This window comes from Streptomyces sp. NBC_00271, from assembly GCF_036178845.1.
Classification (GTDB): Bacteria; Actinomycetota; Actinomycetes; order Streptomycetales; family Streptomycetaceae; genus Streptomyces.
On record NZ_CP108070.1, the window covers coordinates 9,877,132 to 9,889,943 of the forward strand.

A 12,812-nucleotide genomic window follows, 5' to 3' on the forward strand; every position below is an offset into this window, starting at 1 on the left:
CTCGTCCGCGCAGTTCGGCGAGGTCAGTCTGGCCAGCGGCGCGGCAAACGGAAGGGACCACTGCGAGCGTTCAGATTGACGCGACCCCGGCAGAGTACGCGCCGTCCGGTCCGGGCGGTGGTCCGGCCCAGGCACGGGAGCAGGCGACGCAGGAACTGACGCGCTGTTCGCCTCGTTCCCGCGGCGCGACCAGCGTCGCAAGGGGGAGTTGTACCTGCGCGGTCTGCTGTTGGCCGAGAGACGCAAGACGATCCGCAACATCGGTGCCCACGTCGGCGGGGCGGCCATGGAGCACAGCCTGCACCACTTGTCCAGCAGCTCCACCTGGGACTGGATGCCGGTGCGGCGGGCCTTGGCCGGACACCTTCAGCAGGTCAGCGCCCCGCACGTGTGGGTGGTGCGGCCGATGCCGATACCGCAGGTCGGCGATCGGTCCGTGGGCGTCCACGAGGGTGTGGACCCGGGCACGGACCAGACGTTCCACGGTCAGCGCGGCTTCGGTCTCTGGCACGTGTCCGACACTCTGGGTGTGCCGGTCAACCGGCGGCTGTTCCTGCCGAGCAGTGGCTGCGGGACCGTACGAGGCGCGTCAGGTCGAGATAACCGAAGCGGTCGCGCAGGAGACCTGGGAGCAGTACGCCGCCACGGTCCTGGAGCCCGTGGCCGACTGGCGGTTGGCTCGGCCGGTTCCCCCGCCGCCCGCCGTGCCTCGTGGGCGGTCGCCGTACGCGTCGACACCGCGGGCAGGCAAATTCCGCACCCTGAAGTCCGTCCTGCGGGACGCCTATGGCAAAGGGGCCATGGCGGACGACCCTGTGAAGGGCGTCCAGGAACCGGAGTACGTCCGCGAGAAGGTGGTCATCCCCTCCCTCGCCTATGTGAAGAAGGCGCTGACAGTCGCTGGCGAAAATCTCGCGCTTGAGATCGTCATGATGGTGGGCGGCGGCCTACGAAACGGGGAAGCCCGCGCGGTGCACATCAACAACGTCCCACCGTGCACGAGCTCGTTGGCGGACGACGTCTACCGGGCGCACGAGCAGATCCACTCCCATACGCACGAGCCGGCGAAGCTGAAGCACCGCAAGACAGGGGGGTTTCCGAGGGGGCCCTCTGCCCCGTTGGGTGCGGGAAGCGATGGAGCGCAGGGCGATCCTTCGTCAAGGGATGGGCCGTCGTCACCCGCACATGGTTTCAGGCGACGCTGCTCGCAGGGCTCGGACAGACGAGCCATCTGGGCGATCCACGCCGCGCGGTGGACGCACGCCGCCGACGTGGCCGTGGTACGGGACGCAGGTCAGGACAGCTTGGCTACCGTCAGCAGGACGGCGGAGTCCTCGAGCGCCTCGAGGCTGTGGCGGGAGTCAGGGACGATGAGCAGGTCCCCCGTGCGGCCCTCGCGCGACAGCTCACCTGCCGACAGTCGCACGTGCCCGTGCAAGACCTGCACCGTCGCCTCGCCCGGGTTCTCGTGCTCGGCGAGACTGGCGCCTTCGGTCATGCCGATGACTGTCTGACGCAGAACCGTCTCGCGGCCGCCATAGACGGTGTTCGCGGTGTGACCACCACCCGCGGCGGCTGCCAACTCCAGCTGTTGACGGGCCAGCACTTCCAGGGAGGTTCTCTGCACCCCACCAGTCTCCCGATTCGATGAGCGAGGGCAACTCGGGGTGGCCCGGGCGGGCCACGTGGCAATGGGCCTCACCGGTGTGGTCCCGCGTCTCCCCGGGGTCGGGAGGCTTCCTCGTAGGCCGGTCCGGACCTGCTCGGCGCCTGCGGGGCGCGGCGGACTACCGCGGCTCGCCGACGAGCTGCTCGCCGTCGCCGACAGTCTCACGCGCCGACCGAGTGGCCGGACGTTACAGGGACTGCCGGTAGCCGAAGAATTCGTGGTCCTGGTTGTATCCCCCAAAGCCGCTGCCGATGTCGGAGAAGTCGGCGACGAACTCGATCTCCTTGATCCATTTGACCTGTTTGAAGCCGAGTTCGAGCTCGTTGCGCAGCCGTAGCGGCGCGCCGTGGCCGAATGGCAGCGGTTGGTCGTTCATGTCGTAGGCGAGCATGGCGAGCTTGCTGCGCATGTGTTCGATGGGGTGGGCGTCGTAGTAGGTACCGCCGTCGGAGCCTTCTCCCAGGGAGTAGAACACCACCCATTTGGCCTGCGGGTCGGGGTTGACCAGGTCGAGGATCGTGGCCATGGACACGCCGCCCCATTTGGCGACACCGGACCAGCCCTGGATGCAGAAGTGCTGGGTGATCTGCTCGTGCGCGGACAGTTTCCTCAGGTCGTCGAGGGACAGCTCGACCGGGTGGGCGACCAGGCCGCCGATGCGCAGCCGGTAGTCGGCGAAACCGCCGGACTGCAGGGCCTTGTACTCGGCGGAGTCGGGGTAGCGGCCGTTGTGCCAGAAGTAGGGGGAGATGTCCTTCTCGGTGTACTCGCCGGGGGAGACATCGAGGTGTTCGAACAGGCGCTGGACGGGGCCTATGAGGGTGTATCCGACGCGCTGCACGACCCGGGGGTGACGCAGGGTCAGCGGTGTGGCCGCGACCCAGGCGGCGACGACCACCGCCATCCAGCCGAGGAAGATCCACAAGCCGAGCCAGCTGCTGTCGTTGCGCCCGCTGTCGATGTGGTTGAGGTTGGTGAGCAGACCGGTGGTGAAGACCAGGCTCACGTGGATCACGATGAACAGCACGAACCAGGTGAAGACCAGGAAGTGCACAGACCGGGCGGTCTGGATGCTCAGCACCCGGCTGAGCCGCTTGAAGCGGGTCGACAGCGCCGGTGACATACCCAGCCCGGTGATCAACGCAAGGGGAGCCGCGACGAAGACCGTGACGAAGTAGGCGAGCAGTTGGAGCCCGTTGTACGCCACCCAGCCGTTCTCCCGCGGCCAGTCCAGCGACAAGTACTGGATGGCCACAGAAGCGGCGTTGGGCAAGACGCTCCAGCTGGTGGGGACCAGGCGTTTCCACTGCGGGGTGGCGAACAGCATCACGTAGAAGACGAGACCATTGAGCAGCCACAGCGTGTTCACCCCCAGGTGCCACCATCGGGCCAGACCGATCGAGTGCCGGATCCCGGGGAGGCCGACCCCGCGGGGCACGCCGATCGAGTCCTGCTTCGCGGTCCACAGCGGGTCGGCGGAGACGGGCTCTTGCATCCGGAACCATTCCCGCCCCGGGGTGCTGTGCCGGGTCCAGTACAGGCGCGGATGATCGGCCAGGATCTGCAGGCCCGACCGCAGGGTGAACAGCATGAAGAACACGTTGAAGAAGTGCGACCACCGTGCCCATGACGGAACGCCCAGGTAGGCGCCGTCGCGATCCGCGCGCGGATCGATGCCGGGATACTCGGCGATGAACCGCTGCACCGACGGCATGCCCCGCAGTCCCTTCGCCGCGGCGACGCACCCCAGCAAACCCACGAAGCCGATCGGCAGCAGCCACAGCAGGTTGAACCACCTGCTGCCCAAGCGCACCCGCGGAGCGACCCCGCTGGAAGCCGGAACAGAGCCCGCCCAGGTCGTCACGTCGACGACGTCGTCACCTCGCGTCAGGTTCGAGCGGAAACCTCCGGGGGGCTGGGAGGAGGCACCCGACGCGTGCGGCAGCGCACCGTCACCCGTCACGTGCTCGTCATCGGACATGCCATCGACCTCCCGTGCCGGACCCCACGCCTTTGCACCGGCCGCAAGGCTGCAGTGACCGAGCCCACCGCAAGGGTGGGCGGATCCATCTGACCACCTGAGGCAGAGACCCGCACGTGCGACGATCAGGGCAACGCAGCACAACCTGGTCGCGACGACGTGGTGGCTCGCGCGGTTGCACGTCCAGTCGCCTCTCATCGAGCTCTGACCCCGTACCCTCGTCGCGGTGGGGAGTGAACGACCGGACCTGCTGGGCCTGTTGGAGCGTCGCCGCCCGCGCATGGCCCAGGACGACGTCAGGCCCTCGTCCTGCTTCCCGGTCGGTCATGGGCGCGGCGGCCATGTACGGAGCGCACGCGGCACCGATGGAGGGTTTCGTAACGCGGTTGCCTCGTGGGTCGTCCGTGCGATCCCATGGGCCGTCACAGGCGCCATGCTCACGCCATGACTGACATCCCCCACCACAACACCGCAGAACCGCAGCGCGGCCTCGAGCCGTCGGACGTTCCCGCAGGTGCCACCCGCAGGTCCGTCATAGCCACCCTGGGCGGCGCCACCCTCGGGGTGGTCGCGCTGGGTCTCGCCGCCACGCAGGCGACCGCCGCCACCGAGCACCAGGCCGCGGCCCGGCCGGCTGCCGCCTGTGTCCTCACGCCCGAGCAGACCGAGGGACCCTACTACCTGGACCTGGAGACGGTCCGCAAGGACATCACGGAGGGGAAGGCGGGTGTTGCGCTGACTCTCCGCGTGACGGTGGTCGACGCAGCGACCTGCGCCCCGCTGCCCCAGGCGGCGGTCGACATCTGGCACTGCGACGCCCTCGGTGTCTACTCCGGCTATGTCGCTGGTGGTTCCACCCCGGACACCACCTTCCTGCGCGGCGTGCAGCTGACCGACTCCGCCGGTGTTGCGGAGTTCACCACCGTCTACCCCGGCTGGTACGTCGGCCGGGCCCTCCACATCCACGTCAAGACGCATGTGGGAGGCAGCGTGTCCAACGGGACATACCACGGCGGCCACGTGTCCCATACGGGCCAGCTCTACTTCCCGGAGGCGTACAACACCAGGATCGCCGCCCTGTCCCCGTACCGGAACAACACGGTCACCCGCACCCTCAACGCGCGGGACGGCATCTACCGGAACGGGGGATCCTCGACCCTGCTGACCCTCTCCCAGGCAGGCAGCGACCTCGGCAAGGGAGTGACCGGAACCGTCGTACTCGGCATCGACCCCGCCACCACCCCCTGACGCACCTGGATGCCTGCGGTGGCCGGCCCTGCCACGGGGTCGGACATCGCACGCGCGACTGCGGCCGCACTGCTCCTGCCGAAGCCGACCCGCGCAGTCTTCGTAGAGACACATGGCTGAAGGCGATGGTTTCGTTCCGGGGCGGTACGGCCAGGAAACGGGGATGAGCCGGAGTCGAACGTGTGATGTGTGCGGTGCGACGTTGATCGTGAGCCCGCACGGGGGTCGGCCGGCTCGATACTGCTCCAGCGCCTGCCGGCAGCTGGCGTTTCGGCGACGGGCGGCTTCGGGTGTCACGCCTGCGGTCTCGACGGCCGGTGGGAGCGTCCTGCCGCCGGCGCTCGACTCCTTCGTCGGTCGCCGGCACGAGTTGTCGGGCCTGCGTACCCTCCTGAGGAGCTCGCGCCTCCTCACGCTGACCGGTGCGGGCGGTGTGGGCAAGACCCGGCTGGCGCTGGAGTTCGCCAAGGGATTACCGAAGCGCTTCGCACGAGTCGACCTCGTGGAACTCGCCTCACTCCAAGACAGCACGCTGGTGACGCAGTCCCTGGCCGCCGCGCTGGGGGTGGGCGAACGAGCGGGCCGGACCGGCGTCGACGTGCTGGTCCGGGCGATCGGTGACGCCTCCCGGGTGCTGATTCTGGACAACTGCGAGCATCTGGCCGAGCCGTGCGCCCGGCTGGCGGCGACCCTGCTGGGCCGCTGCCCCCGTCTGCGGATCCTGGCCACCAGCCGGGAGGCCCTGAGGGTGCCCGGAGAGACCGTGTTCCGGGTCGGCGAGCTGTACCTGCCGCCGGCCGACGCCGGAGACGATGCGACGGCCCTCATGCAGTCCGATGCCGTACGGCTCTTCGTCGACCGCGCCGCGAGCAACTCCCCGGGGTTCACGCTCCATCGCGGCAACGGCCACCTGGTGGCCGAGATCTGCCGGCGCCTGGACGGCCTGGCGCTCGCCGTCGAACTCGCCGCCCGCCACGTCGGTGCGCTCGCGCTGAGCGACATCCTGGCAGGGCTGGACGACCAGTTCTCCCAGCTGGACCTTCTGACCGGGGGAAGCAGAACCGGACCCGCACGCCACAGCGGGTTCGCCGCAGCGGTCGACTGGAGCCATCGGCTGCTGGATCCGGCCGAGCAGGCGGTCTTCCGGCGCCTTTCGGTCCTGGTCGGCGGGTTCGACGCGACCGCTGCGCAAGCAGTCTGCGCCGGTGACGGCATAGGCCGGCGGCAGGTCTTCCGCATCCTGTGCGCCCTGGAAGCGAAGTCGCTCGTCGTACGTCTGCCGGGAGAGACGGCGCCCACACGTTTCAGGCAGTTGAGCGCCATCCGTGTCTGCGCCCTGGACCGTCTGCGTGCATCCGGCGAGCTGCACGCCACCCTGCGCCGGGCGCTCGCGTGGCTGACCGAGTTGGCCGGGCGGGGCCGCGGGGAGGTGTTCGCCGACCAGGCCGGCAGCCCGCTCGCGGCGGAACGGGACAATCTCGTCTCGGTACTGGCCTGCAGCGCCGGCCACGGCGATGCCGTCCTGGTGCGGCTGACACTGGAACTGGCGCGTGTGCACTACCAGCAGGAGCAGCCGTCGGCCGCCCGTGCGCTGCTCACCGGACTACTGCGGGGAGCGGGGGGCCGGGCGCTGGGTGGGCAGGTGCCGGCGCTCGCCGCACGTGTGGCCTGCCAGCAGGCCGATCTGGACGAGGCGCTGCGCCTGGGGGAGCAGGCGGTGCAGAGCGAGCGGATGCGTCGTGACGCCGCCGGACTGGCCAATGCCCTGGACGCCCGGGCGGCGGCGCGACTGTGCCGGGGTGAGTTCGCCGAGGCCGTCGCGGATCTGAGGGAGTGCCTGGAGGTCGTCGCTTCCCCCAGCAGGCCACAGGACACTGCTTGGTGCACCCATCACCTGGCCTGGGCGCTGCTTCAGGCCGGCGGGGAGCTGGAGGCCGACGAACTGATGTCACGGTGTCTACCCGTGCTGAGGCAGCAAGCGCCATGGCCTCGGACCGCGGCCGCGCTGCACACCGCGGGGGCCGTACGGCTGGCCTTGGGGCGTCTGCGCAGCGCGGAGACCTTGTTCGCCGAGGTGCTGCGGATCGCTCCAGGGGCCAGTTTCCATGCCCTGTACCCCGTGGAGGGCCTGGCCCTCGTGGCCGCGGAGAGCGGCGACATGCAGCGTGCGCTGCGGCTGTACGAGGCGAGCGTGCGGGCGCGGCGCCGCCTGGACACGGAGCCCGAGGCTCCCTGGTGGCACAGGATGGAACAGGCGGCGGCGCGTGCCCGGACACGGCTGTCGGCAGCGGCGCAGGACGCAGCCGTCGCCGGTGCCCGTGGGCTGCGCGGAGAGCGGCTGGTCGCGTACGCGCTCGGCGCAGGGAGCGGCGAGGACCGAACGAGGCGCGATGTCCGCGCCACCGACGAGCGGCTCCGGCTCACCGTAAGGGAGTCCACGGTGGCCGAACTGGTCGCCGAAGGGCTGACCAACCGGCAGATCGCGGACCGGCTCGGCCTTTCGATCCACACGGTCGCCACGCACCTGGACAAGGTCCGCGACAAGCTGGGCCTGCGCTCTCGCACGCAGATCGCACTGTGGGCAGCCGCACGGACCGAGGGTGGGTGCACAGCCCGGCGGTGAGCACCTGGAACAGGGGAAGCTCGGCCTCTCGATGCGGCTCTGCCGCACATGTCCATACCCTGGTCCGGATGTCGTGCGCGAGTCAGGTGGAAGGCCCGTCACTGGTGCAGCGTCAGCCGGCAAGCGGTCAGAGTGAATCCGTCTATGACTGGTGGGCGTCAGCTGGAGAGCGAGCCACAGTAGGCCGGAAGAAGGCCCTTGACCTGCGAAAAGCAGGCAGGGAGCTCAATTCAGGGAGTTCTGAATGCTTCGTACCGTATTCAAGTCCAAGATCTAGTATTCGGACGTTTGCGCAGGTCAGGGGCATGACGGTGCCCGTTCGGGCCAGCAAGAGGGCGGCATGCGTCGCAGCGGTGTCCCCGCCTGCTTTCGACAGACGGCCCGACAGCCCGCCCGCGGCATGGCGTCCTTCTTCAAGGACTGCGGCTGTGCCAGCCTGCTCTCTCACGTGCCCCAGAGGGTGACGTACACCGGGGGCCGGAACCGGGAGGGTGGGACGCCGGTGCCGGGCGCGCGCATGATGCGGGTCGCTGCGGGCGTGTGCAGGAAGTGCAGGAACGCGTCGGTGGCCGGGGAACGATGCTCGGGCTGCAGGACGGTGGCGTGCCACGTGGCGTCCGACGGCGTGGCAGGGGTCTCCAGTATGCGCAGCTCGTCACGCCGGATGCGGGGCGACACCAGATGAGCCAACGCCGGTGCCACCCCCGCGCCCTCGGCGGCGGCCGCCCAGGTCGCGGCCTGGTTGGGGAACACCCGCACGTGTCCCTCGGCCACTCCGAGCCGACGCAGCAGCCGCCCGGAGTCCGCGTCCGGATCGGTTCCGGAGGAATCGACCAGCCACGACCACCGCGGCGGCGGACCGGGCGGCCGCGGCGACCCGGCGCCGATCACCACGACCAACCGGGTGCGGAACAGCGGCTCGCAGACCAGTTCGCCCCTGCGGGCGGCGCCAAGACACGGCCCGAGCGCGACGTCGGCCAGCCGGTTCTCCACCAGCACACGTATCTCGTTGCCGGCGGCCACCCCGAACGAGGTCTCGGTCCTGCGCCCCGAGCGACAGGCGAAGGCCTCCACGAGCGACGGGAGCACGAACTCGGCCAGCGCGCTCGTGGCGACGACCCGCAGTTCGTCGGGCGCACCCCGGGCCGCCCGCACCGCAGCCTCGGCTTCAGCGCTCAGTGCGACCATCCGCGACGCGACCGGCAGCAGCCGCGCCCCGGCGGGCGTCAGACGCATCCCACCACCGCCGGTGCGCCGGATGAGTGGATCGCCGAAGTGGGTGCGCAGCGCGGCGAGCGCCTGTGACACCGCGGACTCGCTCACGTTCAGAGTCCGCGCCGCGGCGCCCACCGAACCGAGCCGGGCAACCAGCACGAAGGTACTGAGCTGCGTAACGGTCACTATCCGATTTTCTCGCGTTTAGGGCGATAAGTGAATGCTTATACACCCATTGCGTGACCGGTGTGGAAGAGCGCAGCATCGATGCAGCAACGGGCACAGCGTGTGAGGAGGGCCCGATGCAGGTTCCGGCCGCATTCCAGTACGAGAGGGCCACCAGCCTCGAGCAGGCGATCGAGCTGCTCACGCGCTACGGCCCCGAGGCCCGGGTAGTGGCGGGCGGACACAGTCTGCTGCCGATGATGAAGCTGCGGCTGGCCCAGCCCGAAGCCCTGATCGACATCAACGACCTCGGCGAGCTGGCGTTGATCCGGGTGGACGGGCACGACCTGGCCGTAGGAGCGATGGTCCGCCACGCGGAGCTGCTGGCCTCGCCGGTTGTCGGCGAACACTTCCCCATCCTGAGGGACGCGGAACGGGTCATCGCCGATCCGCTCGTCCGCAACCGGGGCACCGTGGGCGGCTCGCTGTGCCAGGCCGATCCGTCGGAGGACCTGTCCGCCGCGTTCTCAGCCCTGCGGGCGACCCTGGTCGCCCAGGGCCCGGGAGGCAGGCGCACCATCGGGATCAGGGAGTTCTTCCTCGGGCCGTACGAGACCGCGCTGAACGAAGCGGAGCTCTTGGTGGAGATCCGAGTGCCCATCCGTTCGCACGCCAGCGCCTACCGCAAGGTCGAGCGAAGGGTGGGCGACTGGGCGGTCGTCGCCGCGGGAGCGGTGCTGGAGATCTCCGACGGCGTCATCACCGAGGCGGGGATCGGACTGACCGCGGTGGGTGCCCGACGGTTCGTGGCCGAGCAGGCGGAGGACTTCCTGCGCGGCGGACGGCCGGACGACGAGGGCTTCGCCGAGGCGGGCCGGATCGCCGCGCAGGAGTGCAGGCCGACGGCCGACCAGCGCGGCCCGGTCGACTACAAGCGGCATCTGGCCGGGGAGCTCACCACGCGGGCGCTGCGCGCCGCCGCCGCGCGTGCCCAGGGGCAGGAGGCGTGACATGCGGATCACGGTGACCGTGAACGGCGAGCAGCACACGAGGGACGTGGAACCCAGGCTGCTGCTCGTGCACTTCCTGCGCGACGAACTCGGACTCACCGGCACCCACTGGGGCTGCGACACCTCCAACTGCGGGGTGTGCACCGTCTGGCTGGACGCGACGCCGGTCAAGTCCTGCACCGTACTCGCGGTGATGGCCGACGGCCACGAGGTGCGGACCGTCGAGGGCCTGGCGCACGGGGCCGAACTCGACCCGGTGCAACAGGGATTCATCGCCTGCCACGGGCTGCAGTGCGGCTTCTGCACGCCGGGGATGATGTTGACGGCACGCTGGCTGCTCGACCACGACGCGGATCCGTCGGAGGAGGACATCCGCGAGGCCATCTCCGGACAGATGTGCCGCTGCACCGGTTACGAGAACATCGTGCGCTCCATCCGCTGGGCCGCCGAGCACGGCGGTGGGGCGCAGACCGCGGACGCAGCCGCGGACACCGAGCCGGCGCCCGGCCGCGAGGAGGTGCGGGCATGACGACCACCGAGGAACGGCCGGTCGGCTTCGGACGGATGCCCCGCAAGGAGGACGCGCGGTTCGTCCGCGGCCACGGGACCTACGTCGACGACGTACGGCTGCCCGGGATGCTGTACGGCGCGATCCTGCGCAGCCCACTGGCACACGCCCGGATCGTGTCCGTCGACACCAGCGCCGCCGAGGCACACCCGAAGGTCAAGGCCGTGATCACCGGGGAGACCCTGGCCGGTCTCGGGCTGGCCTGGATGCCCACGCTCTCGTACGACACGCAGGCGGTGCTCGCCACCGACAAGGTGCGCTTCCAGGGCCAGGAGGTCGCCTTCGTCGTCGCCGAGGACCGCTACGCCGCCCGGGACGCCCTCGAGCTGATCGACGTGGAGTACGAACCGCTGCCGCCGGTCGTCGATGCCCGCCGGGCGCTCGACCCGGACGCGCCGGTGATCCGCGACGACAAGGAGCATCAGAGCGACAACCACATCTTCGACTGGTCGGCGGGCGACAAGGAGCGCACCGACGCGGTCTTCGCGGCTGCCGACGTCGTGGTGGAGCAGGACATGCTCTATCCGCGGGTGCACCCGGCGCCGCTGGAGACCTGCGGCACCGTGGCGGACATGGACGCCATCACCGGGAAGCTGACGGTGTGGTCCACCACCCAAGCGCCGCACGCCCACCGCACGATCTACGCGATGGTGGCCGGCATCCCGGAGCACAAGATCCGGATCATCTCCCCGGACATCGGGGGCGGCTTCGGCAACAAGGTCGGCATCTACCCCGGTTACGTGTGCGCGGTCGTCGGCTCGATCGTCACCGGCAAGCCGGTGAAATGGGTGGAGGACCGCTCGGAGAACCTGATGAGCACGTCCTTCGCCCGCGACTACCACATGCACGGCGAGATCGCGGCGACGAAGGAGGGGAAGATCCTGGGCCTGCGCGTCCATGTGATCGCCGATCACGGCGCGTTCAACGCCACCGCACAGCCGACGCAGTTCCCGGCCGGCTTCTTCGGCGTCTTCACCGGCTCGTACGACCTGGCCGCCGCACACTGCACCGTGACCGGCGTCTACACCGACAAGGCCCCCGGCGGCGTCGCCTACGCCTGCTCGTTCCGCGTCACCGAGGCCGTGTACCTGGTCGAGCGGATGGTCGACCTGCTCGCCGACAGGCTCGGCACGGACCCGGCCGAGCTGCGGATGCGCAACCTGCTGCGGCCCGGGCAGTTCCCGTACAAGACGCAGACGGGGTGGGAGTACGACTCCGGCGACTACCCGCGCGCCCTGCGGCTGGCCATGGACATCGCGCACTACGAGGACCTGCGCCGGGAGCAGGCCGAAAAACGCGAGCGCGGCGAGCTGATGGGCATCGGGGTCAGCTTCTTCACCGAGGCCGTCGGCGCGGGCCCCCGCAAGCACATGGACATCCTCGGACTGGGCATGGCCGACGGCGCCGAACTGCGCGTTCACCCGACCGGCAAGGCCGTCCTGCGGATCTCCGTACAGACCCAGGGGCAGGGCCACGAGACCACGTTCGCGCAGATCGTCGCCGAGGAACTGGGCATCCCGCCCGACGACGTCGAGGTGGTGCACGGCGACACCGACCAGACCCCGTTCGGGCTCGGCACCTACGGATCCCGCTCGACACCGGTGTCCGGAGCCGCGGCCGCGATGGTCGCCCGCAAAGTGCGCGAACGCGCGAAGATCGTCGCCTCCGCGATGCTCGAAGTGAGCCCGGACGACCTGGAGTGGGAGAAGGGCCGCTGGTTCGTCACGGGCGACCCCGACCAGGGCAGGACCATGACCGAGATCGCGCTCGCCGCGCACTCCAACCTGGAACTCCCGGAGGGTGTCGAGGGCCAGCTGGACGCGACCTGCGTCTACAACCCGCCGAACCTCACCTTCCCCTTCGGCGCGTACATCTGCGTCACCGACGTGGACGCGGACACCGGCCAGGTGAAGGTCCGCCGGTTCATCGCCGTGGACGACTGCGGCAACCGGATCAACCCCATGATCGTCGAGGGGCAGGTGCACGGCGGACTCGCCGACGGCGTCGGCATGGCGCTGATGCAGGTGATCGCCTTCGACGAGGACGGCAACTGTCTCGGCGGGTCGTTCATGGACTACCTCCTGCCCACCTCGGTCGAGTGCCCGTCCTGGGAGCTCGGGGAGACCGTCACCCCCTCTCCGCATCACCCCATCGGAGCCAAGGGCGTCGGCGAGTCCGCCACGGTGGGCTCACCTGCCGCGGTGGTCAACGCCGTGGTCGACGCGCTGAAGCCGCTCGGCGTACGCCATGTCGACATGCCGCTGACGCCCGCCGCGGTGTGGCGGGCCGCCCAGGGCCGGCCGCTGCGCACCGACCTGGCGATCACCTGAGGT

9 protein-coding genes are annotated in these 12,812 nt (G+C 70.0%); 6 read left to right on the forward strand and 3 right to left on the reverse strand.

The features are described 5' to 3' along the window. Window positions 1-208 precede the first annotated feature (208 nt). Window positions 209-922 (forward strand): transposase, encoded by a 714-nt coding sequence (locus OG798_RS44975; RefSeq protein WP_267063650.1) that lies wholly within the window; start codon window positions 209-211, stop codon window positions 920-922. Between the two features lie 372 nt (window positions 923-1,294). Here OG798_RS44975 and OG798_RS44980 read toward each other — a convergent pair whose 3' ends face one another. Then, window positions 1,295-1,627, reverse strand: coding sequence for a cupin domain-containing protein (locus OG798_RS44980; RefSeq protein ID WP_121414166.1), 333 nt, complete (start codon window positions 1,625-1,627; stop codon window positions 1,295-1,297). A 229-nt stretch (window positions 1,628-1,856) separates the two neighbouring features. Continuing rightward, entirely contained in the window at window positions 1,857-3,650 is a 1,794-nt protein-coding gene (locus OG798_RS44985; protein ID WP_328758927.1) for a molybdopterin-dependent oxidoreductase, read from the reverse strand. A 444-nt stretch (window positions 3,651-4,094) separates the two neighbouring features. Between OG798_RS44985 and OG798_RS44990 the strand changes: the two genes are divergently transcribed. Continuing rightward, window positions 4,095-4,898, forward strand: a complete 804-nt coding sequence (locus OG798_RS44990) for an intradiol ring-cleavage dioxygenase (protein WP_121414165.1) — start codon at window positions 4,095-4,097, stop codon at window positions 4,896-4,898. Window positions 4,899-5,061: 163 nt separating this feature from the next. Next, window positions 5,062-7,521, forward strand: coding sequence for an ATP-binding protein (locus tag OG798_RS44995; protein WP_121414164.1), 2,460 nt, complete (start codon window positions 5,062-5,064; stop codon window positions 7,519-7,521). A gap of 444 nt (window positions 7,522-7,965) precedes the next feature. Here the strand turns inward: OG798_RS44995 and OG798_RS45000 are convergent, their stop codons facing one another. After that, window positions 7,966-8,922 (reverse strand): LysR family transcriptional regulator, encoded by a 957-nt coding sequence (locus tag OG798_RS45000; protein ID WP_095851244.1) that lies wholly within the window; start codon window positions 8,920-8,922, stop codon window positions 7,966-7,968. Between the two features lie 116 nt (window positions 8,923-9,038). Between OG798_RS45000 and OG798_RS45005 the strand changes: the two genes are divergently transcribed. Genes OG798_RS45005 through OG798_RS45015 form a run of 3 tightly spaced genes read left to right on the forward strand, consistent with a single transcriptional unit; the run spans window position 9,039 to window position 12,809 of the window. Next, window positions 9,039-9,911, forward strand: a complete 873-nt coding sequence (locus OG798_RS45005; protein WP_095851243.1) for an FAD binding domain-containing protein — start codon at window positions 9,039-9,041, stop codon at window positions 9,909-9,911. Between the two features lies 1 nt (window position 9,912). Next, window positions 9,913-10,440: a (2Fe-2S)-binding protein gene (locus OG798_RS45010; protein ID WP_120986376.1), complete on the forward strand. Its 528-nt coding sequence runs from the start codon at window positions 9,913-9,915 to the stop codon at window positions 10,438-10,440. Further along, on the forward strand, window positions 10,437-12,809 hold the full coding sequence (locus tag OG798_RS45015; protein ID WP_328758929.1) for an aerobic carbon-monoxide dehydrogenase large subunit: 2,373 nt from the start codon (window positions 10,437-10,439) through the stop codon (window positions 12,807-12,809). Before OG798_RS45010 ends, OG798_RS45015 begins: the two co-directional genes overlap by 4 nt. Window positions 12,810-12,812 lie beyond the last annotated feature (3 nt).

Excerpts from the sequence above, each read along its gene's own strand:
- OG798_RS44985 (WP_328758927.1), bottom strand. The coding sequence starts at position 3,650 with ATGTCCGATGACGAGCACGTGACGGGTGACGGTGCGCTGCCGCACGCG.
- OG798_RS45015 (WP_328758929.1), top strand. The coding sequence starts at position 10,437 with ATGACGACCACCGAGGAACGGCCGGTCGGCTTCGGACGGATGCCCCGC.
- OG798_RS45005 (WP_095851243.1), top strand. The coding sequence starts at position 9,039 with ATGCAGGTTCCGGCCGCATTCCAGTACGAGAGGGCCACCAGCCTCGAG.
- OG798_RS45010 (WP_120986376.1), top strand. The coding sequence starts at position 9,913 with ATGCGGATCACGGTGACCGTGAACGGCGAGCAGCACACGAGGGACGTG.
- OG798_RS44990 (WP_121414165.1), top strand. The coding sequence starts at position 4,095 with ATGACTGACATCCCCCACCACAACACCGCAGAACCGCAGCGCGGCCTC.
- OG798_RS44995 (WP_121414164.1), top strand. The coding sequence starts at position 5,062 with ATGAGCCGGAGTCGAACGTGTGATGTGTGCGGTGCGACGTTGATCGTG.